At 73.6% G+C, this 20,823-nt stretch carries 25 protein-coding genes; 11 read left to right on the forward strand and 14 right to left on the reverse strand.

Translation table 11 applies throughout. From position 1 onward, the window contains the following. Positions 1-3 precede the first annotated feature (3 nt). Positions 4-750 (forward strand): SDR family oxidoreductase, encoded by a 747-nt coding sequence (locus tag BMW85_RS40350; RefSeq protein WP_091092582.1) that lies wholly within the window; start codon positions 4-6, stop codon positions 748-750. On the opposite strand, the gene BMW85_RS40355 is transcribed toward BMW85_RS40350, so the two are convergent. From BMW85_RS40355 to BMW85_RS40365, 3 genes are all read right to left on the reverse strand, one after another. Further along, positions 751-1,551, reverse strand: coding sequence for an ATP-grasp domain-containing protein (locus BMW85_RS40355; RefSeq protein ID WP_091092381.1), 801 nt, complete (start codon positions 1,549-1,551; stop codon positions 751-753). 70 nt (positions 1,552-1,621) lie between these two features. Continuing rightward, positions 1,622-1,885, reverse strand: coding sequence for a hypothetical protein (locus tag BMW85_RS40360; protein WP_091092382.1), 264 nt, complete (start codon positions 1,883-1,885; stop codon positions 1,622-1,624). Between the two features lie 43 nt (positions 1,886-1,928). Further along, the gene (locus tag BMW85_RS40365; protein ID WP_143082573.1) at positions 1,929-2,216 is read right to left on the reverse strand and encodes a hypothetical protein; all 288 of its coding nucleotides are present in this window, start codon (positions 2,214-2,216) and stop codon (positions 1,929-1,931) included. A 149-nt stretch (positions 2,217-2,365) separates the two neighbouring features. Between BMW85_RS40365 and BMW85_RS40370 the strand changes: the two genes are divergently transcribed. Beyond that, positions 2,366-3,022 carry an NIPSNAP family protein gene (locus BMW85_RS40370; protein WP_091092385.1) on the forward strand — a complete coding sequence of 219 codons (657 nt, stop codon included), beginning with the start codon at positions 2,366-2,368 and terminating at the stop codon, positions 3,020-3,022. On the opposite strand, the gene BMW85_RS40375 is transcribed toward BMW85_RS40370, so the two are convergent. Together BMW85_RS40375 and BMW85_RS40380 are read right to left on the reverse strand one after the other, a co-directional pair. Beyond that, positions 3,023-3,352, reverse strand: a complete 330-nt coding sequence (locus BMW85_RS40375; RefSeq protein ID WP_091092387.1) for a hypothetical protein — start codon at positions 3,350-3,352, stop codon at positions 3,023-3,025. Then, positions 3,349-4,089, reverse strand: coding sequence for an SDR family oxidoreductase (locus tag BMW85_RS40380; RefSeq protein ID WP_091092388.1), 741 nt, complete (start codon positions 4,087-4,089; stop codon positions 3,349-3,351). The genes BMW85_RS40375 and BMW85_RS40380 overlap by 4 nt, the downstream gene beginning before the upstream one ends. Before the next feature lie 54 nt (positions 4,090-4,143). On the opposite strand from BMW85_RS40380, the gene BMW85_RS40385 reads away from it, so the two are divergent. Genes BMW85_RS40385 through BMW85_RS40400 form a run of 4 tightly spaced genes read left to right on the forward strand, consistent with a single transcriptional unit; the run spans position 4,144 to position 7,400 of the window. Then, on the forward strand, positions 4,144-4,872 hold the full coding sequence (locus BMW85_RS40385; protein WP_091092390.1) for an enoyl-CoA hydratase family protein: 729 nt from the start codon (positions 4,144-4,146) through the stop codon (positions 4,870-4,872). Positions 4,873-4,901: 29 nt separating this feature from the next. Continuing rightward, positions 4,902-5,669 carry a CoA transferase subunit A gene (locus tag BMW85_RS40390; RefSeq protein ID WP_091092584.1) on the forward strand — a complete coding sequence of 256 codons (768 nt, stop codon included), beginning with the start codon at positions 4,902-4,904 and terminating at the stop codon, positions 5,667-5,669. Then, positions 5,653-6,375 carry a CoA-transferase subunit beta gene (locus BMW85_RS40395; protein WP_091092391.1) on the forward strand — a complete coding sequence of 241 codons (723 nt, stop codon included), beginning with the start codon at positions 5,653-5,655 and terminating at the stop codon, positions 6,373-6,375. The genes BMW85_RS40390 and BMW85_RS40395 overlap by 17 nt, the downstream gene beginning before the upstream one ends. After that, positions 6,372-7,400 carry an NAD(P)H-dependent flavin oxidoreductase gene (locus BMW85_RS40400; protein WP_091092393.1) on the forward strand — a complete coding sequence of 343 codons (1,029 nt, stop codon included), beginning with the start codon at positions 6,372-6,374 and terminating at the stop codon, positions 7,398-7,400. Before BMW85_RS40395 ends, BMW85_RS40400 begins: the two co-directional genes overlap by 4 nt. Here the strand turns inward: BMW85_RS40400 and BMW85_RS40405 are convergent. Further along, on the reverse strand, positions 7,354-8,058 hold the full coding sequence (locus tag BMW85_RS40405) for a DNA alkylation repair protein (protein WP_091092395.1): 705 nt from the start codon (positions 8,056-8,058) through the stop codon (positions 7,354-7,356). The genes BMW85_RS40400 and BMW85_RS40405 overlap by 47 nt on opposite strands. Then, on the reverse strand, positions 8,055-8,723 hold the full coding sequence (locus BMW85_RS40410) for a TetR/AcrR family transcriptional regulator (protein ID WP_091092396.1): 669 nt from the start codon (positions 8,721-8,723) through the stop codon (positions 8,055-8,057). Before BMW85_RS40410 ends, BMW85_RS40405 begins: the two co-directional genes overlap by 4 nt. Before the next feature lie 97 nt (positions 8,724-8,820). On the opposite strand from BMW85_RS40410, the gene BMW85_RS40415 reads away from it, so the two are divergent. The 3 genes from BMW85_RS40415 to BMW85_RS40425 are packed head-to-tail and all read left to right on the forward strand — an operon-like array spanning position 8,821 to position 12,242. Further along, the gene (locus BMW85_RS40415; protein WP_091092398.1) at positions 8,821-9,996 is read left to right on the forward strand and encodes an acetyl-CoA C-acetyltransferase; all 1,176 of its coding nucleotides are present in this window, start codon (positions 8,821-8,823) and stop codon (positions 9,994-9,996) included. Between the two features lie 26 nt (positions 9,997-10,022). Further along, complete coding sequence (locus tag BMW85_RS40420; RefSeq protein ID WP_091092400.1) at positions 10,023-11,567, forward strand: glycoside hydrolase family 3 protein; 1,545 nt, start codon at positions 10,023-10,025, stop codon at positions 11,565-11,567. Between the two features lie 3 nt (positions 11,568-11,570). Next, the gene (locus BMW85_RS40425) at positions 11,571-12,242 is read left to right on the forward strand and encodes a pentapeptide repeat-containing protein (RefSeq protein WP_091092402.1); all 672 of its coding nucleotides are present in this window, start codon (positions 11,571-11,573) and stop codon (positions 12,240-12,242) included. Between the two features lie 67 nt (positions 12,243-12,309). Here the strand turns inward: BMW85_RS40425 and BMW85_RS40430 are convergent, their stop codons facing one another. Genes BMW85_RS40430 through BMW85_RS40445 form a run of 4 tightly spaced genes read right to left on the reverse strand, consistent with a single transcriptional unit; the run spans position 12,310 to position 15,146 of the window. Beyond that, the gene (locus BMW85_RS40430) at positions 12,310-13,542 is read right to left on the reverse strand and encodes an NAD(P)/FAD-dependent oxidoreductase (protein ID WP_091092403.1); all 1,233 of its coding nucleotides are present in this window, start codon (positions 13,540-13,542) and stop codon (positions 12,310-12,312) included. Between the two features lie 3 nt (positions 13,543-13,545). Then, entirely contained in the window at positions 13,546-13,737 is a 192-nt protein-coding gene (locus tag BMW85_RS40435) for a ferredoxin (RefSeq protein ID WP_091092405.1), read from the reverse strand. A gap of 17 nt (positions 13,738-13,754) precedes the next feature. Continuing rightward, the gene (locus BMW85_RS40440; protein WP_091092407.1) at positions 13,755-14,639 is read right to left on the reverse strand and encodes a pyridoxamine 5'-phosphate oxidase family protein; all 885 of its coding nucleotides are present in this window, start codon (positions 14,637-14,639) and stop codon (positions 13,755-13,757) included. A 54-nt stretch (positions 14,640-14,693) separates the two neighbouring features. Continuing rightward, complete coding sequence (locus BMW85_RS40445) at positions 14,694-15,146, reverse strand: VOC family protein (RefSeq protein WP_091092408.1); 453 nt, start codon at positions 15,144-15,146, stop codon at positions 14,694-14,696. Between the two features lie 115 nt (positions 15,147-15,261). Between BMW85_RS40445 and BMW85_RS40450 the strand changes: the two genes are divergently transcribed. Then, complete coding sequence (locus tag BMW85_RS40450) at positions 15,262-15,852, forward strand: CGNR zinc finger domain-containing protein (protein ID WP_091092410.1); 591 nt, start codon at positions 15,262-15,264, stop codon at positions 15,850-15,852. A 12-nt stretch (positions 15,853-15,864) separates the two neighbouring features. Here BMW85_RS40450 and BMW85_RS40455 read toward each other — a convergent pair whose 3' ends face one another. Further along, on the reverse strand, positions 15,865-16,725 hold the full coding sequence (locus tag BMW85_RS40455; protein ID WP_143082574.1) for a LysR family transcriptional regulator: 861 nt from the start codon (positions 16,723-16,725) through the stop codon (positions 15,865-15,867). Between the two features lie 81 nt (positions 16,726-16,806). Here BMW85_RS40455 and metE point away from each other — a divergent pair, with 81 nt between their 5' ends. Further along, positions 16,807-18,969 carry a 5-methyltetrahydropteroyltriglutamate--homocysteine S-methyltransferase gene (metE, locus tag BMW85_RS40460; protein ID WP_091092414.1) on the forward strand — a complete coding sequence of 721 codons (2,163 nt, stop codon included), beginning with the start codon at positions 16,807-16,809 and terminating at the stop codon, positions 18,967-18,969. Positions 18,970-18,982: 13 nt separating this feature from the next. Here the strand turns inward: metE and BMW85_RS40465 are convergent, their stop codons facing one another. Both BMW85_RS40465 and BMW85_RS40470 read right to left on the reverse strand, forming a co-directional pair. Further along, on the reverse strand, positions 18,983-19,828 hold the full coding sequence (locus BMW85_RS40465; RefSeq protein ID WP_177241130.1) for a phosphotransferase family protein: 846 nt from the start codon (positions 19,826-19,828) through the stop codon (positions 18,983-18,985). A gap of 74 nt (positions 19,829-19,902) precedes the next feature. Continuing rightward, positions 19,903-20,823, reverse strand: coding sequence for a carbohydrate ABC transporter permease (locus BMW85_RS40470; protein WP_218156151.1), 921 nt, complete (start codon positions 20,821-20,823; stop codon positions 19,903-19,905).

Genomic DNA, 20,823 nt, shown 5'->3' on the forward strand with positions numbered 1-20,823 from the left:
ACCATGACTCTGTTCTCGGTGGAAGGCAAGACGGTCGTGGTGACCGGCGGCTCGCGCGGCATCGGCCGGATGATCGCGGCGGGGTTCGTGGCGGCGGGCGCGAACGTCTACATCTCGGCGCGCAAGACGGCCGAGGTCGAGAAGACGGCCGCCGAACTGGGCTGCGCCGCCGTGCCCGCCGACCTGTCCACGGCCGAGGGGCGCGAGAGCCTCGCCGCGGCCGTGGACGGGCCGCTGCACGTGCTGATCAACAACGCGGGCGCGACCTGGGGCGCGCCCCTGGAGGAATATCCCGAGTCCGCCTTCGACAAGCTCTGGAACATCAACGTCAAGGGCGTGTTCGCGCTGACCCAGCGGTTCCTGCCGCAGCTCAGGCAGGCCGCCGGTCCTGACGACCCGGCCCGGGTGATCAACGTGGGCTCGGTGGACGGCATCCGGGTGCCGGTGCTGCCGACGTACGCCTACTCCTCCACGAAGTCGGCGGTGCACATGCTCACCCGGCATCTGGCCCGGCACCTGGCGAAGGAGCACATCACGGTCAACGCCATCGCGCCGGGGCCGTTCGAGTCGAAGATGATGGCCTTCGCCCTCGACGACCCCGGCACCCGGGAGGCCATCGAGACCGGCGTGCCGCTCGGGCGCATCGGCCGGCCCGACGACATGGCGGGCACGGCGATCTTCCTGGCCTCGCGGGCGGGGGCTTACCTGACGGGCACGGTGATCCCGGTGGACGGCGGGATCACCGCCTGATTACAGCAGCTCGACCAGGGCCTTGGCGAACGCCTGCGGAGCGCCGGGGTCGTGGCGCAGGAACAGGTAGGGCTCGGTCAGCTCCAGCTCGATGACCGCGGGCTCGCCGCCGGGCAGCCGGACCAGGTCCACGCGGGCGTACAGCAGCGGGCCCGGCACCGTGGCGAGCACCCGCTCGGCCAGCTCGACCTGGTCGGCGTCGGGCGTGCGGGCCTCGGCCAGCGAGGCGTCGGCGTCGCCGCCCGCCAGCATCGGGTTGCGGCGCACCGCGTGGCTGAGGCGGCGGTTGAAGTAGAGCAGCGAGGTCTCGCCCTCGGTCTCCACCATGTCGAGGTAGGGCTGCACCATCGGCGTGCGCCCGGCGGCCTCCAGCGCGGCGGCCAGGGCGACGGCCTCGCCGCGGTCGCGGGTGCGCGTGGTGTCGCGGGCGCCCGCCGAGATCGCGGGCTTGACGACGTACTCGGGCCAGTGCGGCAGGTCCTCGGACGACCAGTGCGTGGGCACCGACGGCAGGTCGCGCAGGTAGGTCTTGTCGGTGTTGGCCGCGATCACGGCGGCCGGGTTGAGCAGCCGGCTGACCGACTCCACGTGGCGGGCCCAGGCCAGGAACTCCGCGCGCCGCGGCACGTAGTCCCACACCGAGCGGACGACGACCGCGTCGTAGGCGCTCCAGTCGGCGGCGGGGTCGTCCCAGCGCTCGGCGCGGCCCTCGACGCCGGCCGCGCGCCAGGCCGCGAGGACCGGGTCGAGCTCGTCGTCGCTGTCCTGACCGTCAAAAGTGGCATACGCGCAGATAGTCACCCAGAGATGCTAATACGGCACGAGCCAGACCGTTTCCGGCCTGGCTCGTGCGTGACGGGGTGCGCGGCGGCTACCAGTCGACGACGTCGTCGACGTAGGCGCCGCTGCGGTGCGCCGTCGTCACGGCGTTGCCGTTGACGGCGTTGACGCTGGTGGCGCTGGCGCCGGAGGTGTTGCGGTTGCCGACGTTGCCGAAGTTGTTGCCGGACTGGGAGGCGTTGGTGTTGCGGCTGGCGTTGCCGGCGTTGGTGTCGGCGTGGGCGGGGGCCGACAGGAAGGCGGCGCCCGCCGCGGCCGCCACGAGGACACCGGTCACGCAGAGCTTCTTCATCATCGGGTGGAGGTCCTTTCGATCGCTGGAACCGGGCGTGAGCCGGTCAGTCGAAGACGTAGGTCACGACGATGCCGCCGTGCGCGGCCGTCGAGGCGATGCCATTGACGTTGTTGACGTTCGTCGAGGCGCCCTGGCCGCGGTTGACCGTGGCGACGTCGCCGAAGTTGTTGCCTGACTGGGAAGAGTCGCTGTTGGCGCTGCCGTTCGTGGCCCAGAACCAGCCGCCGGGCCAGACGTCGGCGTACGCGGGGACAGCGGCCGGAAGAGCAAGGAAAGCGCCGCCGGCGACCGCTGTCACCACTGCCGCGGCGGCGCACACTCTTCGGATCAACTCTGCTCCTTCGCCGTCGGGAAGACGTTCTCGTGGCGAGCCTATAACTCACAGTTGCCGAAAAGTAGCTTACAGTAGTCAGAATTTTGTTCGGGGCGGACGGGACACTGACATGGGTTGTCAGCGAACCGGTCCTACCGTCGCCTGCCATGACGATCTACGAACTGCGGCGCTACACCCTGCACCCCGGGCGGCGCGACGCCCTCATCGACCTGTTCGAGCGGGAGTTCGTCGAGCCGCAGGAGGCGGCCGGCATGCGCGTGGCCGGCACCTTCCGCGACCCGGACGCGCCCGACACCTTCACCTGGCTGCGCGGCTTTCCCGACATGGCGGCGCGGAAGGAGGCGCTGGAGAGCTTCTACTCGGGGCCGGTGTGGCTCGCCCACCGGGAGGAGGCCAACGCCACGATGCTCGACTCCGACGACGTGCTGCTGCTGCGGGCGCTCACGGAGCCCGCCCCGCTGCCACGGCCGCCGGTGGGGGCCCCGGAGTCGCCGGCGGCCACGTACGTCGCCACGATCTACCCCGCGGACGGCGACCTCGCCGATCATTTCGCCGCCGTGGTCGCGCCCACGCTGACGGAGGCCGGGGTGCCGCCGGTCGCGGCCTTCGCCACCGAGCACGCCGAGAACACCTTTCCTCGGCTGCCGGTGCGGAGCGGGGTGAACGTTGTTGTGTGGTTCGTCCGATGGGAGGAGGACGTGCCGGACCTCGGGGCCGTGGACCTGCCGCTGGTGGAGTCGCGGCTGACGGCGGCGCCCCAGCGGCTCCGCCTGCGCCCCACGGCGCGCTCCGCCATGCGCTGATCATCCTCGCGGGGACTGCTCGCGCCGGCGTCTGCGGCGCAGCAGCCCCCAGATGATCCCGGGTTGCGCGAGGCCCGTGAGGAGCAGTGTCGCCCACAGCAGGAACGGGACCAGCCACCACAGCTCGTCGGGCACCGCGTCGAAGGTGGCCAGTTCGCCCCAGAGGACGCTCAGGGGAAGGCTGACCAGCGCCAGCGGCCACAGCACGACGGTGTCCTTGCCCATGAGCACGCCGGCGAGGGAGACCGCCCCGGCCGCCACGATGACGGCCGCGTAGACCATGACGGCGATCTCGGCGGCGCTGAACCGCGGGTGCGGACGTCGAATCATGAGCGCTCCTCCTCGGCCGCGTTCTCCGCGAGGCTACGCCAGAGGGGGATCTCGCCGCCGCCGTCCACCCGCACCTCGGCGCCCGTGACGTAGCCGGGGGCGGCGAGCCACAGGCACGCCTCGGCCACGTCGGCGGGGGTGGCGAGGCGGCCGGCCGGGATCGCCGCCCCCAAGCCCTGGTCGCCGTAGTGGCCGGTGGCGGCGGCCTCGGTCGCGGCCAGGCCCACCACGACCGTGTTGACCCGCACCTCGGGCGCCCACTCGGCGGCGAGGCAGCGGGCCAGGTGGTGCAGCCCGGCCTTGGCGGCACCGTAGGCGGAGGTGCCGGGCGAGGGACGCACGCCGCTGGCGCTGCCGATCATCACCACCGCCCCGCGCGCGGCGGCCAGCAGGGGCCGGGCGTACTGCGCGACCAGGAGCGGAGCCGTCAGGTTGAGCTCGATGACCCGGGCGTGCAGGCGCGGCGAGGTGCCCGCCAGCGGCGCGTACGGCGACCCGCCCGCGTTGTTGACCACCACGTCGAGCCGCCCGAACCCGGCCATCAGCCGCTCGACGTCCTCCGGCGCCCGCACGTCGGCGGGGACGAACCGGAACTCCGCCCGCTCGGGCGGGTGCCGGGCGCACACGGTGACGTCGGCGCCGGCCCGCGCGAAGGCGCGCGCGACGCCGAGCCCGATGCCCTTGGTGCCGCCGGTCACCAGGACGGACCTGCCCGTGTAGTCGTAAGTGACGGTCACGGGTGCTACCGTACCAAGCAAGCGTTAGGTGCAACCAGGAGGTGGGGCGGCGGGATGGGGATCACGCTGCGGGCCGGGCCGGTCGCCGAGGTCGTCATGGACGTCCCCCCGGTGAACGCGCTGACCGTACGGGCCTGGGAGGAGCTGGCGACGACCCTGCGGGCGGCCGGGGACGACCCCGCGACCCGGGTGGTCGTGCTCCGGGCCGAGGGACGCGGCTTCAACGCCGGGGTGGACATCAAGGAGCTGCGGGACGCACCCGGCCACGAGGCGCTGGTCGCCGTCAACCGGGCCTGCTACGCCGCCTTCGCCGCCGTCTACGAGTGCGCGGTCCCAGTGATCGCCGCCGTGCAGGGGCACTGCCTGGGCGGCGGGGTCGGCCTGGCAGGCAACGCCGACGTCGTGGTCGCCGCCGAGGACGCCTACTTCGGGCTGCCCGAGGTGGACCGGGGCGCGCTCGGCGCGGCCACCCACCTCGCCCGGCTGGTGCCGCAGCACCTGATGCGGGCCATGGTCTACACGTGCAGGAACGTCACGGCGGCCGAGCTGCACGCGTTCGGCTCGGTGCTGGAGGTCGCGCCGCGCGACAAGCTGCGCGAGGCGGCGCTGGAGGTGGCGGGGCAGATCGCGGCCAAGGACCCGTACGTCGTCCGCCGCGCCAAGGAGTCGCTCAACGGCATCGACCCGGTGGACGTCCGGCGCAGCTACCGGTTCGAGCAGGGGTTCACCTTCGAGCTCAACCTGATGGGCGCGGGCGATCGGCACAGGGAGCGGTTCAGGTGACCGGGGCGAGCGGGGCCGGGACGAAGGTGATGACCGCCGAGCAGGTCGCGGCCGGGCTGGAGAGCGGCATGACCGTCGGCATCGGCGGCTGGGGGTCGCGGCGCAAGCCGATGGCCCTGGTGGCCGCCGTGCTCCGCTCCCCCGTCCGTGACCTGACCGTCGTCTCCTACGGCGGGCCGGACGTCGGCATGCTGTGCGCGGCCGGGAAGGTGCGCCGGGTGGTGGCCCCGTTCGTCACGCTCGACTCCATCCCGCTGGAGCCGCACTTCCGCCGCGCCCGGCAGGCCGGGGAGATCGAGTTCACCGAGTACGACGAGGGCATGTTCATGTTCGGCCTGCTGGCGGCGGCGCACCGGCTGCCGTTCCTGCCGACGCGGGCGGGTCTCGGCTCGGACGTGCTGCGGGTCAACCCGGAGCTGCGCACGGTGTACTCGCCGTACGGGGACGGGGAGGAGCTGGTCGCGGTGCCCGCGCTCACCCTGGACGTGGCGCTGGTGCACCTCAACCGGGCCGACGCCCGGGGCAACGCCCAGTATCTGGGGCCCGACCCGTACTTCGACGACCTCTACGCCAAGGCGGCGGCCCGCTGCTACGTCTCCTGCGAGCGCCTGGTCGACACCGCCGACCTGCTGAAGGAGGGGCCGGTGCAGTCGCTGCTGATCAGTCGGTCCATGGTGACAGGCGTCGTGGAGGCGCCCGGCGGGGCCGGGTTCACCGCGTGCGAGCCGGACTACGGGCGCGACGAGGAGCGGCAGCGGCGCTACGTGGAGACGGGGCGTGATGACGAGCAGGGCTGACGTGTGTGTGCTGGCCTGCGCGGAGGCGTTCCGCGGCGACGGCGAGATCCTCGCGGCCGGGATCGGTGGGGCGGTGACGGTGCTGGCGGCGCGGCTGGCGCGGCTGACGTTCGAGCCCGGCCTGCTCACCCACGACGGTGTCTGCCTGCTCACCGGCGACGTGCCCGCCCTGGGGCGGCCTCCGGAGGTCGTGGAGGGGTGGCTGCCGTTCCGCGACCACCTGTGGCTGGTGCTGAACGGCCGCCGGCACGTCATGCTCGGCGCGAGCCAGATCGACCGGCACGGCAACACCAACATCTCCTGCATCGGCGACTGGGCCCGGCCGAAGGCGCAGCTCCTGGGCGTGCGCGGCGCGCCGGGCAACACCCGGTGCGACCCGACGAGCTACTGGATCCCCCGGCACACGCCGCGCGTGTTCGTGCCGCGGGTGGACATGGTGAGCGGGATCGGCACCGACCGGGGAGCCTGCGACCTGCGCCGCGTGGTGACGAACCTCGCCGTGCTCGACTTCGCCACCCCGGACGGGTCGATGCGGCTGGCGTCCACGCACCCGGGGGTGAGCGTGGCGGAGGTGGTGGCGGCGACCGGCTTCGAGCTGACCGTGCCCGCCGAGGTGCCGGTGACGCGGGAGCCCACCGCCGGGGAGCTGGACGTGCTCGACCGGCTCGATCCCGGCCGGGCCCGCGAGCGCGAGGTCGCGGCGTGAGGACCGCGCTGACCTCCCTGGTCGGCTGCCGGCATCCGATCGTGCAGACCGGCATGGGGTACGTCGCGGGCGCCCGGCTCGCGGCGGCCGCCTCCCGGGCCGGGGCGCTGGGCGTGATCGGCGCGGCCACCCTGTCGGTCGAGGAGATGACCGCGGCCATCCGCCGCGTCAAGGAGCGTACGGACCAGCCGTTCGGCGTCAACCTGCGCTCCGACGCCGACGACGCGGCCGAGCGGGTGGAGGTGCTGGTGCGCGAGGGCGTGCGGGTGGCCTCCTTCGCGCAGGCGCCCCGGCGGGACCTGATCGCCCGGCTCAAGGACGCGGGCGTGGTGACGATCCCGTCGGTGGGCGCGCGCCGGCACGCCGAGAAGGTGGCCGCGTGGGGCGTGGACGCCGTCATCGTGCAGGGCGGCGAGGGCGGCGGTCACACCGGCCCGCTCGCCACGACCCTGCTGCTGCCCCAGGTGGTGGACGCGGTGGACATCCCGGTGATCGCGGCCGGCGGCTTCTTCGACGGGCGCGGCCTGGTGGCGGCGCTGGCGTACGGGGCCTGCGGCGTCGCCATGGGCACGCGTTTCCTGCTCACCGCCGACTCGCCCGTGCCGGACGAGGTGAAGAAGGTCTATCTGGCCGCCCGCGAGACCGTGGTGACCACCAAGGTGGACGGGGTGCCGCACCGGGTGCTCGCCACGCCGTTCGTGGCCGGGCTCGAACGCCTGCGCCTGGCCCGCGCGCTGCTGAACGGGGCGCGGTTCAAACGGCTGTCGGGCCTGTCGTGGGCGGCGATGCTGCGCGAGGGCCGCCGGATGCGCCGCGGCAGGGAGCTGACCTGGGCGCAGGTGCTGCAGGCGGCCAACACCCCGATGTTGCTGCGCGCGGCCATGGTGGAGGGCAGGGCGGACCTCGGGGTGATGGCGTCGGGGCAGGTCGTGGGGGTCATCGACGACCTGCCGACGTGTCAGGAGCTCGTGGAGCGGATCATGGCCGAGGCGGCGGAGGCGCTAGGGCGGCTGGGACGTTCTTGAGCGCCTCGCGGCGGCTCAGGCCCGACAGGCCCTTGGCGCGGACGTAGCGGACGACCTCGGCCGGGTTGGTCTTGGCGTATTCGCGTAACGCCCAGCCGATCGCCTTGCGGGCGAAGAAGTCGTTGTCCGACAGGCTGGGCTCGATGCAGGCATAGAGGAGCGCGGTGTCGGTGCGGGACCTGAAGCGGTTCTGGCAGAGGATCGCGGTGCGGCGCTTCCACAGGTCGGCGTCGTGCGCCCACTCCAGCATGAGGGGGCGCATCGAGTCGGGGTAGGCGGCGAGCAGGGCGCCGACGCGGTGGGTGGCCAGCTCGTCCACGAGGTCCCACCAGGCGCCGGTGACGATCATCTCCTCGTACATGGGGATGGTGTAGAGGGTCTGGAAGCGCCGGTAGTAGTGGTGGCCGGACAGGTCGACGGCGGCGTAGCGCTCCTCGCGGTATTCCGCCTCGCGCCACAGCGCGAGCACCGCGCGCCGCCACTCGGGGGCGCTGTCGATGCGGTGCTCGGCGAAGACGCGCCGGAGCGTGGCCCGCCGCGGCACCGCCTGGACGCCCAGGAACGGCATGGGGGACTTCATGTAGGCCCGCATGGTCTCCGCCTTGTCCGGCTCGGCCGCCTCCTGGAGGGCCAGCCGGACCGCTTTGCCGAGGCTCATCCCTGGGGCTGGGTCGTCCGCTCGCCGGTGGCGAGGCCGTCGAACAACACCGTGATGTAGTGCTCGGCCAGGCCGTTGGTGTTGAGCCTGCCTCCCGGGCGGAACCAGCGGACCGCGACCCAGATGGTGTCGCGGATCATCCGGTAGGTGAGCTTGGGGTCGACGTCGGCGCGGAACTGCCCGGCGGCCTGGCCGGCCTTGATCTGGGTGACCCAGATCTGCTCGACCTCGTCCTCGGCCTTGACGAGGTAGTTGAAGCGCTCGAACTGACGCAGGTAGTTCCAGTCGTTCTGCATGACCGTGATGGCGGCGCGGTGGGGCTCCAGGGTGCCGAAGCCGATGCGGACCATGTCCGACAGCACCGTGCGCGGGTCGGCGCTGGTGTCGACGGCGGCGCGGTAGCGGGCGATGAGGTCGTCGAGGAAGGTGGACAGCACCTCGTCGACGATCGTCTCCTTGGAGTCGAAGTGGTGGTAGAGACTTCCGGAGAGGATGCCGGCCTCGTCGGCGATCTCGCGTACGGTCGTGGCCTGGAAGCCCTTGCGCGCGAAGAGCTCCGCGGCGAGCTTGACGAGGTGGTCGCGGCGCTCGGAGGCCGAGCCTGATGCGGCCCGCTGGCGCTTCGCCGGTGTGGTGGTGGTGCCGGAGTTCTTTCGCGTGGTCACGTCACCATTATGAGCCCTCGCACAATCGCTTGTTCACACTACGAGCCCAGCTCATCCGGCATTCCGCGCTTTACCAAGCGCTTGTTAGGATGCCGGGATGAGAGAGGCGTACATCGTCGGCGCCGTCCGCAGCCCCGTCGGGCGCAGGAACGGCGGCCTGGCCCGCACCCATCCCGCCGACCTCGGCGCCCACGTGCTCAAGGAGCTGATGAGCGGCGTGGACGCCGACCCCTCGGCCGTCGAGGACGTGATCTTCGGCTGCGTGGACACCGTCGGACCGCAGGCGGGGGACGTGGCCCGCACCTGCTGGCTGGCCGCCGGGCTGCCCGAGGAGGTGCCCGGCGTCACCGTGGACCGCCAGTGCGGCTCGGCCCAGCAGGCGCTGCACTTCGCCGCCCAGGCCGTGCTGTCGGGCACGAGCGACCTGGTCGTGGCAGGTGGCGTGCAGAACATGAGCATGATCCCGATCTCCTCGGCCATGCTCGCCGGGCAGCCGCTCGGCCACGCGGACCCGTTCACCGGCTCCAAGGGCTGGGCCGCCAGGTACGGCACCCAGGAGGTCTCCCAGTTCACCGGCGCGGAGCGGATCGCCGAGCGGTGGGACCTGTCGCGCGAGGAGATGGAGCGGTACGCGTACGAGTCGCACCGCAGGGCCCTGCGCGCCATCGACGCCGGACACTTCCGGCGGGAGATCGCCCCCTGCGACGGCGTGACCGACGACGAGGGCCCGCGCAGGGACACCACGCCGGAGCGGATGGCCGCGCTGAAGCCCCTCGTCCCCGGCGGCCGGCTGACCGCCGCGCTCGCCTCGCAGATCTCCGACGGGGCCGCCGCCCTGCTCATCGCCTCCCCCCGCGCGGTACGCGACCACGGCCTGACCCCGCGCGCCCGCATCCACCACCTCTCGGCCCGCGGGGACGACCCGATCACGATGCTGACCGCGCCGATCCCGGCCACCGCGTACGCGCTCGGCAGGACCGGCATGTCCATCGACGACTTCGACGCCGTCGAGGTCAACGAGGCGTTCGCCCCGGTCGTGCTGGCCTGGATCAAGGAGACCGGGGCCGATCCCGCCCGGGTCAACCCGAACGGCGGCGCGATCGCCCTCGGCCATCCGCTCGGCGCGACCGGCGCGGTGCTCGCCGTCAAGCTGCTGCACGAGCTGGAGCGGACCGGCGGCAGGTACGGCCTGCAGACGATGTGCGAGGGCGGCGGCCAGGCGAACGTCACCATCATCGAACGCCTGACGTCAGAAGATGCCACTAGCAAATAAGAAACTTTCCTATTAGATTCGGAGGCATGCCACAGAGCGGTGACCTGCTGCGCCTCGCCGACGCCGTACTCTTCCCGGGCTTCGCCGGGCGGACGCCACCCGACTGGCTCCGCCGCAGGCTCGGCGAAGGGCTGGCGGGGGTGGCGCTGTTCTCGCGCAACATCGCCGATCCCGGCCAGCTCGCCGGGCTCACGGCCGCGCTGCGCGCCGAGAACCCCCTGGTGCTCGTCGGCACCGACGAGGAGTCCGGCGAGGTCACCCGACTGGAGGTCGCCGACGGCAGCAGCCGGCCCGGCGCGTACGCGCTCGGCGTCGTGGACGACGAGGCCCTGACCGAGGCCGTCGCCCGCGACCTCGGCGCGGACCTGGCGCGGGCCGGGATCACCATCGACTTCGCGCCGTCCGCCGACGTCAACGCCAACCCCGACAACCCGGTCATCGGGCTGCGGGCGTTCGGCTCGGAGCCGGAGCTGGTCGCCCGGCACACACGGGCGTTCGTCCGCGGGCTCCAGGCGGCGGGCGTCGCGGCCTGCGCCAAACACTTCCCCGGGCACGGCGACACCTCGGTCGACTCGCACCACGGCGTGCCCGTGGTCGCCGGCGACGGCGTCGAGGACGCGCTGCTGCCCTTCCGCGAGGCGATCAAGGAGGGCGTCAGGACGGTCATGACGGGGCATCTGCTCGTGCCGTCGTACGACGCCGAGCTGCCCGCCACGCTCAGCCCCAAGCTGCTCACCGGGCTGCTCCGCGAGGAGCTGGGCTTCGACGGCGTGATCGTCACCGACGGCATCGAGATGGCGGCGGTTTCCGGGGCGTACGGGATCGGAGGCGCCGCCGCCCGCGCCATCGCGGCCGGGGCGGACGCGATCTGCGTGGGCGGCGAACGGGCCGACGAGGCGACGGCCGTGGAGATCCGCGACGCCATCGCCGCCGCCGTGGCCGGCGGACTGCTGCCCGAGGAGCGGCTGGCCGACGCCGCACGCCGGGTCCGCGAGCTGGCGACCTGGGCCGCCGCCTCCTCGGGCGGCTCGGCCGCGGCCGGGACCGGCTCGCGGGACGGCGGGCCGGGATCGGGCGGCTCGCGGGACGGTGTGCCGGGACCGGGCGATGGGCTCGGGCTGGTCGCGGCCCGCCGGGCGGTGCAGGTGACCCGCCGCTCCGCCGCCCCGGTGCTGCCGCTGTCCGGCCCGGCGTCCGTCGTGGAGCTGGCGCCCGAGATGAACCTCGCCATCGACAAGGGCACCCCGTGGGGCGTCGGCGAGCCGCTGTCGCGCCTGCTGCCCGGCACCACCGTCGCCCGGCTGACCGCCGCCGAGGCGACGGGCGCGGCGCTGGAGCGCCTGCTCGGCGCGGCCATCGGCCGCCCGCTGGTGGTCGTGGTGCGCGACGCCCACCGCTACGCCTGGCAGGGCGAGGCGCTGCGGCACCTGCTGAGCGCCCGCCCGGACGCGGTCGTGGTCGAGATGGGCCTGCCCGCGCGGGCGGACCTCGGCGCGGCGCACGTCTCCACGTACGGCTCGGCCCGGGTCTGCGGCCAGGCGGCGGCGGAGGTGCTGACCGGTAGGCTCTGAGCCGTGGAGTTCGACGGCGAGGACCTTTCACGCAAGGCGCTGAGCGAGCGGCTGCCGCCCGGCGAGCCGCACGTCTTCCGCGGCTGCGACCTCACCGAGACCGACCTGTGGGGCGCCTCGCTGGCCGGGGCCGTCTTCGACGCGTGCGTGCTCGACCAGACCGACTTCCGCCGGGCCGACCTCGACGGGGCGGTGTTCACCGGCGGGGGCGGGATGCGCGTCCGCTTCAACGACGCCGACCTCATCGACGCCTCCTTCACCGACGTCGATCTGTCCTCGGCACAGTTCGCCGGGGCGCTGGTCACCGACGCCTCCTTCACCGGCTGCCGCATGATCGGCGCCTCCTTGACCGCCTCGCGCGGCACCGGCTTCCGGCTGTCCCGCTCCAACCTCACCCTCGCCAACCTCGGCGGCTGCTCGCTGCGGGGCGAGCTGGTCGAGGGCGTGCGCTTCGACGACGCCGACCTGTCGGGCTGCGACTTCACCGGCGCCACCTTCAGCGACTGCCGCTTCATCGGCACCCGGCTGCTCGGCACCACGTTCGCCAAGGCCGACCTGCGGGGCGCCGACCTCGGGCAGCCCGACGACGCCAAGCTGCGCGCCTTCGCGGGCGCGGTGATCAACCAGACCCAGGCCAACGCCATCCTCGCCGCCCGGGGCATCACCGTCCTCTGACGCCGATCGCCGGAGTCGACGACTACTGGAGGCCGCATCCGGAGCAGATCGAGCCGGGTCAGACGCGCTACCGGGTGGCGACCGGCCCGGTTGCGCCCTGCGAGGTCGTTCCCGGCGGGCCGGTCATGGAAGAGGGCCCGGAGGGCGGCATCGGCGGCTGACGTGACTCCTCGTCGAGCAGCCGGCGGCACGCGGTCAGCCGGCGCACGAAACCGGCGGTCACCGCGCCGACGAGGCGTCCGTCGCGGTGGTACTCGGCGAAGAAGCGGCCGTCAGGTTCCCTGGTGACCAACCGCAGGTCGTAACCGGCCCCGGTGAAGCCGACGGACTGCAGCCGGTGGCCGTACAGGTGGCACCAGAACGACGGGACAGGGTCGAAGGGGGCGGCGACGCCGAGCAGCGCCCGGGCCGCCTGCGCGCCCTGTTCGAGTGCGTTGCCGTGATGCTCCACCCGGACGAGCTCCCCGCCGAGCAGCGCGGACGGCCGGCGGGCGACGTCGCCGGCGGCGGCCACCCGTGGCGCGGCCAGCCCGAGGTGATCGACGACGACGCCGTGGTCCAGGCGCAGGCCGCAGCCGCGGAGCCACTCGGTCTCGGGTTCGGCGCCGAGTGCCACGACGAGCAGGTCGGCCGGCAGCGCCGTGCCGTCGTCGAGGTGCACCCGCTCCACCCGCCCGGCGCCGGTGACGCCGGCGACGCGCCGGCCGAGCCGCAGGTCCACGCCGTGGGCGCGGTGCAGGCCGGCGACGATCGCGCCGACCTGCTCGCCCAGCGGCCGACGCAGCGGCACCGAGTCCGGTTCCACCAGCGTGACCGGCAAGTCCAGGGCGCGCAGGGTGGCCGCGACCTCGGAGCCGAGGAACCCGGCTCCGGCGACGACCACGCGGGGACGGCCGGCGAGCGCGGCGCGCAACGCCAGGGCGTCGTCGAGGCCGCGCAGCGTGACCACGCCGCGCAGCTCGCCGGCGCCCGGCAGGGTGCGGGCGCGCACCCCGGTGGCGATCACCAGGGCGTCGAAAGGGACGGGCGGCAGGGCGCCGCGGCGCACCCGGCGGCCGGCCAGGTCCAGTCCGGTCGCCGGGTGGCCCAGCAGCCAGGTCGCGCTCAGCTCGTCGGTCCCGGCGAGGGCGACGTCGGTGGTGTCGTCGAGAAGGTACTCCTTGGACAGCGGCGGCCTCCGGTAGGGCCGGTGGCGCTCGGCGCCGATCATGCTGATCTCGCCGTCGTGGCCGAGCCGGCGGAGCTCCTGTGCGGCGGTCAGTCCGGCGAGGCCGGCGCCCGCGATCGCGACGCGGCGCATGGGTCAGTCTCCGTCCAGGAAGATGGCTTGTACGGGACACGCCCGAGCGGCCTGCTCGACGGCGGGCCACGACGCGTCGCCGGGTGTGGCGTCGTACACCAGCTCGTCATCGTCGTCGAGGGCGAACACCTCCGGAGCGGCGAACACGCATTGGGCGTGGGTCTGGCACAGGGTCAGGTCGACACGGACACGCATGGTTGCCTTTCAGCGGGTCAGGCGGGGTTGAAGCGGGAGTACTTGCCGAACGACCACCGTTGGGGGACGTCGCCGGCGATGTGGACGACCTTCTCGACGTCGAAGTCGATCAGGCGCTGCGCGCCCGGCACGGCGGCCGCCCTGTCCGGGTCCCAGTCCACGTGGGCGCGGCCGGTCAGGTGCAGGGTGTGGCCGTTCTCCCAGTCGAGGAAGAGCAGCCCGCAGCGCGGTTCGAGTTCGAGGTTGCCCAACGTCATGTACATCGCGTTGCCCACGTAGTCGGGCCAGGTCAGCCGGCGGTCGCCGGTCACGCGGACGAAGCCGGGGTTGCCGCCCCGGTGCGAGGCGTCGGCCCCCAGCCCGGCCGCGTAGGTGGCGACGAAGAACGTGTCGGCTTCGGCGATCCACCGTCGGTGGCCGGCGGCGAGCTCGTCGGTGACGAGCACTGTCCTGCTGACCGAGGGGGCGTCGTCGGCGTGGGCGCGGGTCTGGATGTACTTCGGACAGTTCGAGTACACCTGTTCGGTGTGGATCGCCAGGCGGCCGTGGTCGTCGTGGGCGCGGCCGTTGACCCGCATCCTTCTCCGGGTGGCCGGCTCGATCGCGAGCAGGCCGACCGGCCGCTCGGCGCCGAAGAGGCCGGCGAGCGGATCGCCGGCTCCGGGCAGCCGGTCGGCGATGACGGTGCGGTCGTCGGGCACGGTGACGAATCCCGGCGGCCCGGTGAGCGCGCCGGCCCACGCGGCGCCCGTGTCGTCCACGGCCGCGATGACCACCAGGCGCTGCTGACCGAGGAAGTCCGCGGCCACCTGGGGGATGGTCGCGCCCACGCCCGCCGACCCCCAGCCGTCTACGGTGATACCGGCGCGGCGCTGGACGGCATGCTCGCCTCGATGGAACATGCGAACCCTTTCCTTGGCGGGGCCCGGGCCGCGGCGCGCGGCCCGGGCGGTCTTTTAGAAGAAGCCGCAGGTGGGGGCGCCCTGCACGGGCGCCGCCGCGGTCTCGGCGCCGGTCGGCGCGTAGATCTCCAGGCGGATGCCGTCCGGGTCGGTGAAGAAGACGCCGCCGGAGGACGCGCCCTCGCCGTGCGGGACGACCCCGTCGTAGGCGAACTTCACGCCGAGGTCCCGCAGGACGGCCTCGTGGCGGCGGACCGCCTCGAGGTCGGGCACCTGGAACGACAGGTGGTGCAGTCCGGGGCGGTCCGTGGGGAAGGCGCCGTCGCTCTGCTGCCACAGCGTCAGCACGAGGGCTCCGTCGCGGCCGAGGAAGGCGAACCTGCGCTCGCCCTCGGTCTGCTCGCCCAGGGTTTCGAAGCCGAAGACCTGACGGTAGAAGGCGGTGGAACGTGCCAGGTCGGTCACGTTCAGGGCGACGTGTCCGGTCTGCAGGGCTGACGTGGTCATGAGGATTCTCCAGAGTGAGCGCGATTTCTAACGGACTACCGCCGTTGGAGGCGTTAGAAATATGGCAGACGGTTTCTCATGGTGTCAACTCGCGGGTAGCGTTAGAAAAGTGGAAGTGGCTCACCTGGCAAGCGGCGGCGCCCCGCTCCTCGGCGAACCGCCGCCGATCGAACTCGCCAACACCTCGTACGCGGCGAGAGGCCGCCCCAAGGACGGCCTGCAGAGCACCGAGCACCTGGCCGCGTGGCTGCGCGACATGCGCCCGCGCCTGGCGGTCCCGCTCACCGACGCCGACCTGCGTGAGGTGAGCGACGGCGACCTGCACACCGCCAGGGAGGTCCGGGACGCCGTCCGGGCCCTCGCCGTCGCGACCGTCGCCGGTCGTGATCCTGACCCCGCCGCCGTGGCGGCGCTCAACGGGCACGCGCGCCGGACCCCGCGCTGGCACGAGTTGCGCACCACTCCCGAACCGCACCTGACGGTCTGCACCGCGGGCCGGCCCGTCGCGGCCGCGATCGCCGCGCTGGCCGAGGAGGCCGTCGTCCTGTTCGCCGGACCGCTCCGCCACGAGCTGCGCGCCTGTCACGGCCCCGGCTGCGTGCTGCACTTCGTCCGCGACACCACGCGGCGCGAGTGGTGCTCGGCCGGCTGCGGCAACCGGGCGCGCGCCGCGCGCCACTACGCCAAGGTGCGCGGCCAAGGCTGAGGAGTCAGGCCCCTACCTGGTCCACAGAGCGTCCTGGACGGCCTGCACCAGGGCCATGAGCTCGGGCGTCACCCGTTCCCTCGACCACGCCAGCGCGTACGTGATCCGCAGCTCGCCCGCCTCCAGCGGCACGAAACGCACGTCGTCCCTGCGCACGGCGCGGACCAGGAGCTGCGGGATCGGCAGCACGCCCGCGCCGGCCGCGACCAGGTCGAGGCCGGCGGCGAAGTCGTCGTCGGGCACCAGCCGGACGTGGCCTGGCAGCCCGGCCCACGGGCGGGCGGACGGGGTGAGCAGGGTCTGGCCGGCCAGGTCGTCCGGGGCCAGCCGGGACCGGGCGGCCAGGCGGTGGCCGGCGGGCACCGCCACATGGTCGACGGTCACGTGGAAGCGGGCCGCCGTGACGAACGCGGCCGGGGCCGGCGTGGCGAGGATGGCCGCGGAGACCTCGCCCGCCGCCAGCGCCCGCGCGGCCTCGGCGCGCCCGGCCGCCCGCAGCTCCACCCCGATCGAGGGCCCCATCGACGGCCCGCGCCCGGCGAGGCGGCGGGCGACGCGGGCGGCGAGCGTCCCGACGAGCGGTGGATAAGCCAGGTGAATGGTCGGGCGGGCGAGCCTGGCGGCCTCGGCGGTGAACGCGGTGACCGACTCCAGCGCCTGCTCGGCGTAGGGCAGCAGGGCCTTGCCCGCCGCGGTGAGGCGCACCTCGCGGGCCGAGCGCTCGAAGAGGCGGACCCCGGCGGCGCGCTCCAGGCGGGTGATGGCCTGGCTCATCGCCGGCTGCGACATGCCCAGGTCCGCGGCGGCGGCCGAGAAGCTCAGCCGGGCGGCGACCCGCGTGAAGCAGTGGATCTCCCTGAGCATAAGCAGCATCGATCCATGGTGCACCACCCGGTCCCGGGTCGGCACGATCACGGCGATCACTCGTACGCAGAAGAGGAAGCCGAGGACAAGATGACGCCGTTTCCGACGTCCACCGTGCTGGGATATCCGCGGATCGGGCCGCGCAGGGAGCTGAAGCGGGCGCTGGAGTCGTACTGGGACGGGAAGAGCACGCGGGCCGAGCTGGAACGGGCCGGGGCCGAGCTGCGCGCCCGGACCTGGCACAGGCTGGCCGGGCTGGGGCTGGAGGGGCTGCCGTCCAACACGTTCTCCCTGTACGACCACGTGCTCGACACGGCCGTGCTGCTCGGCGCGGTGCCGGAGCGCTACCGGGAGGCCGCCGACCCCTACTTCGCGATGGCCAGGGGCACCGACGGGCTCGCGCCGCTGCGGATGACGAAGTGGTTCGACACGAACTACCACTGCCTGGTCCCCGAGCTCGGCCCGGAGATCACGCTCAAGCTGGACGCCGCCAAGCCGCTCGGCGAGATCCGGGAGGCGCGTGCCCTCGGCTTCGAGACCCGGCCCGTGTTCGTGGGACCGGTGACGTTCGTGCTGCTCGCCGGGGCGCTCGACCGGCTGGACGACGTGCTCCCCCTCTACGAGGAGCTGCTGGGCGAGCTGGCCGCCGAGGGCGTGGCCTGGGCGCAGCTCGACGAGCCCGCGCTGGCGGCCGACCGGACGCCGCAGGAGCTGGCCGCCGTGCGCGCCGCCTACGAACGGCTGGGCGCGGTGCGGGCGCGGCCCCGGCTGTTCGTGGCGTCGTACTTCGGCGAGCTGGGCGCGGCGCTGCCCGCGCTGGCGGCCACGCCGGTGGAGGCGATCGGCCTGGATCTGGTACGGGGCGGCGTCCCCGTCGCCGACCTGACGGGCAAGACCGTGGTCGCGGGCGTGGTGTCCGGACGGGACGTGTGGCGGACCCCGGCGGAGCGGGCGCTCGCCGCGCTGGCGGCCCTGTCGGCGACCGGGGCGGAGCGGGTCGCGGTGAGCACGTCGTGCTCGCTGCTGCACGTGCCCCACGACGTGGCCGACGAGCCGGAGCTGGATCCGGCGCTGCGGGCCCGCCTCGCCTTCGCCGACCAGAAGGTGGCCGAGGTCGTCGCGCTGGCGGCGGCGCTGGACGACCTGCCCGCGACCCTGTCCCAGGAGTACGGGCCGTCCGTGGCGCTGGCCGACCCGCCGCCCTCGGAGGGCCGGGCCCCGTACCCGGTGCGGGCGGCGGCGCAGGCCGCGCGCCTCGGGCTGCCGCCGCTGCCGGTCACCACGATCGGCTCGTTCCCGCAGACCGGGGAGCTGCGCGAGGCCCGCGCCGCCGTCGCGGCGGGCACCCTGGCCGAGGACGCCTACGAGCGGCGCGTCGCCGCCGAGATCGAGCGGGCCATTCGGCTGCAGGAACGGCTCGGCCTGGACGTCCTCGTGCACGGCGAGCCCGAGCGCAACGACATGGTGCAGTACTTCGCCGAGCGCCTCGACGGCTTCGCGGTCACCAGGAACGGCTGGGTCCAGTCCTACGGCTCGCGCTGCACCCGCCCGCCGATCCTGCACGGCGACGTGCGCCGGCCGGCGCCGATCACCGTCCGGTGGGCCGAGTACGCGCGGTCGCTGACGGACCGGCCGGTCAAGGGCATGCTGACCGGTCCTGTGACGATCGTGGCCTGGTCGTTCCGCCGCGACGACCTGCCGCTGCGCGACGTGGTGTTCCAGGTGGCGGAGGCCGTCAGGGAGGAGGTGGCCGACCTGGAGGCGGCCGGGGTGCCGATCATCCAGGTGGACGAGCCGGCGCTGCGCGAGCTGCTGCCGCTGCGGCGGGCGGCCCAGGAGGAATACCTGGAGTGGGCGGTGGCGGCGTACCGGAGGGCCACGTCGGGGGCCGGTGACAGCACGCAGATCCACACGCACCTGTGCTATTCGGACGCCGACCAGATCCTGGCCGCGATCGACGGGCTGGACGCCGACGTGACCACCATCGAGTCGGCCCGGTCGGGGGCGCGCATCCTGGACGCGGTGGAGGGGTTCGGGCGCGGGCTCGGGCCGGGCGTCTACGACATCCACTCGCCCCGGGTGCCCTCGGCCGAGGAGGTCGAGGAGCTGCTGCGCAGGACGTTGCGGGCGCTGCCGGCCGGCCGGGTGTGGGTCAACCCGGACTGCGGGCTGAAGACGCGGACGTACGAGCAGGTCGAGGCGGCGCTCGCCAACGTGGTCGCGGCGGCCCGCCGCCTGCGCGCCGAGGTCTGAGCCGGGCCGGAGGTCAGGCGAACGTCCAGGGCAGGTGGGCGAGGGCGGCGTCGGCATAGTGGCGGGGGCCGGTGCTGAGGCCGTAGGCGAGGTCCTCGATCAGCGCGCAGCGGGCGTGGAAACGCACGCGGGCGCGGTCGTCCTCGTCCAGAGAGGGCGGGTAGTGCGCGACGACCAGCTCGAAGACCTCGGGGCCGAGGTCGCGGTAGAGCCGGGCGAAGTCGTGCGCGGGATCGGTGACGGCGGCGTCGCTCCAGTCGATGACGCCGGTCACCGCGCCCGTCGCGGCGTCCACCAGGATGTGCTCGGCGCCGAGGTCGTTGTGGCAGAAGCGCGGCGAGCGGGGCTCGCCCGGCGGCTCCTCGGCCAGGAACCGCTCGACCAGGGGACGCTGGTCCTCGGGGACGTGCCGCTCGACGTCGCGGTAGTCCAGCTCGGCCTCCTCAAGAAGGGTCGCGGCCGGGTAGAGGTCGAGCGGGGCGAGCTCGCCCATGCGGCCGGGGTCGGCGGCGTGCAGGGCGGCGAGGAAACGCCCCAGCGGCTCGGCGAGCCGCTCAGGACGCTCCGGCGGGCACGTGTCGAGCGACTCGCCGGGCAGCTTGCGGTAGGCGATGGCGCCCGCCTCTGCGTCGGCGAAGACGACCTCGGGCACCGGCAGCGGCGACAGCCCGGCGACGGCCGCCAGGAGGTCCACCTCCCGCCGGAGCGTCTGAGGGTCGGCCGCCCTGGGCAGCCGGATCAGCAGCTCGCCGTTGACCTCGTGCACGGTGTGGTCGAGGCCCCGGCCGAGCGGGCGGACGGAGCCGACCTCGTAGCCGGGGAGGTGGCGGGCCAGCAACGCGCGGATGTCGCCAGTCACATCCGGCACCCTAGAGCGGGCGGGCCGGGCGCGCGAGCCATTTGCGCGCACCGGCCCAACTCATCACATCCCGCCTATTTCACCGCGCCTGCGGTCAGACCCGCCTGGATCTGGCGCTGGAAGACCGTGTAGACGATCAGCATCGGCAGGATGGCGAGGGTCAGCGCGGCGAACAGGGCCGACCAGTCCTGGTCGTAGCCGGCGGCGGTCGAGATGTCGGCGATGCCCTGGGTGAGCACCCACTTGTCCCGCTCCTGGAGCAGCACCAGCGGGAGCTGGTACTGGTTCCACTGGCCCAGCACGTTGAAGATCGTGATGCTGACGATGCCCGGCCGCGCCATCGGCAGCATGATCTGGAAGAACACCCGCGTGTGCGACGCCCCGTCCACCATGGCCGCCTCACCCACCGCCGTCGGCAGCGTACGGAAGAAGGCCGACAGGAAGAAGACGGTGAACGGCATCGAGTACGCGATGTAGACCAGCACGAGCCCGGCGTGCGTGTTGAGCCCGATGAACGGCCCGACGACCGGCACGTTGCCCATGTTCTGGACCACGAAGAACAGCGGCGTCAGCGCCAGGTAGACGGGGAAGGCCAGGCCCGACACGAACAGCAGGTAGACCGCCCGGTTGCCGCGGAAGGGGTAGCGGGCCAGCACGTACGCCGCCATCGACCCGACGAGCATCGTGCCGAACGTGCTGAACGCCACCACGACCACGCTGTTGAGCATGTACTGCCCGATGTGCGCCTGCTCCCAGGCCCGCGCGAAGTTGTCCCAGCGCAGGGCGGCGGGCAGCGACCAGGCGTCGCCGAAGATCTCGTCCTCGCTCTTGACCGAGGCCAGGAACGTCCACACCATCGGCACGATCACCAGCAGCGTCCAGACCAGCAGCGCCACGTGCGTGAGCACGCCCAGCGGGCCGAGCCGCCTCCTGCGCTCCCGCCGGGCGAGCCTGCGCGAGTTCGCCACCGTCCATGACGTCGTCGTCGTGCTCAT

This window comes from Nonomuraea wenchangensis, from assembly GCF_900111685.1.
GTDB lineage: Bacteria > Actinomycetota > Actinomycetes > Streptosporangiales > Streptosporangiaceae > Nonomuraea > Nonomuraea wenchangensis.

Coding starts and splice junctions, on each gene's coding strand:
- BMW85_RS40350 (WP_091092582.1), top strand. CDS start 4: ATGACTCTGTTCTCGGTGGAAGGCAAGACGGTCGTGGTGACCGGCGGC.
- BMW85_RS40360 (WP_091092382.1), bottom strand. CDS start 1,885: ATGATGAAGAAGCTCTGCGTGACCGGTGTCCTCGTGGCGGCCGCGGCG.
- BMW85_RS40370 (WP_091092385.1), top strand. CDS start 2,366: ATGACGATCTACGAACTGCGGCGCTACACCCTGCACCCCGGGCGGCGC.
- BMW85_RS40375 (WP_091092387.1), bottom strand. CDS start 3,352: ATGATTCGACGTCCGCACCCGCGGTTCAGCGCCGCCGAGATCGCCGTC.
- BMW85_RS40385 (WP_091092390.1), top strand. CDS start 4,144: ATGGGGATCACGCTGCGGGCCGGGCCGGTCGCCGAGGTCGTCATGGAC.
- BMW85_RS40390 (WP_091092584.1), top strand. CDS start 4,902: ATGACCGCCGAGCAGGTCGCGGCCGGGCTGGAGAGCGGCATGACCGTC.
- BMW85_RS40395 (WP_091092391.1), top strand. CDS start 5,653: ATGACGAGCAGGGCTGACGTGTGTGTGCTGGCCTGCGCGGAGGCGTTC.
- BMW85_RS40405 (WP_091092395.1), bottom strand. CDS start 8,058: ATGAGCCTCGGCAAAGCGGTCCGGCTGGCCCTCCAGGAGGCGGCCGAG.
- BMW85_RS40415 (WP_091092398.1), top strand. CDS start 8,821: ATGAGAGAGGCGTACATCGTCGGCGCCGTCCGCAGCCCCGTCGGGCGC.
- BMW85_RS40420 (WP_091092400.1), top strand. CDS start 10,023: ATGCCACAGAGCGGTGACCTGCTGCGCCTCGCCGACGCCGTACTCTTC.
- BMW85_RS40430 (WP_091092403.1), bottom strand. CDS start 13,542: ATGCGCCGCGTCGCGATCGCGGGCGCCGGCCTCGCCGGACTGACCGCC.
- BMW85_RS40435 (WP_091092405.1), bottom strand. CDS start 13,737: ATGCGTGTCCGTGTCGACCTGACCCTGTGCCAGACCCACGCCCAATGC.
- BMW85_RS40440 (WP_091092407.1), bottom strand. CDS start 14,639: ATGTTCCATCGAGGCGAGCATGCCGTCCAGCGCCGCGCCGGTATCACC.
- BMW85_RS40445 (WP_091092408.1), bottom strand. CDS start 15,146: ATGACCACGTCAGCCCTGCAGACCGGACACGTCGCCCTGAACGTGACC.
- BMW85_RS40455 (WP_143082574.1), bottom strand. CDS start 16,725: ATGCTGCTTATGCTCAGGGAGATCCACTGCTTCACGCGGGTCGCCGCC.
- metE (WP_091092414.1), top strand. CDS start 16,807: ATGACGCCGTTTCCGACGTCCACCGTGCTGGGATATCCGCGGATCGGG.
- BMW85_RS40470 (WP_218156151.1), bottom strand. CDS start 20,823: ATGAGCACGACGACGACGTCATGGACGGTGGCGAACTCGCGCAGGCTC.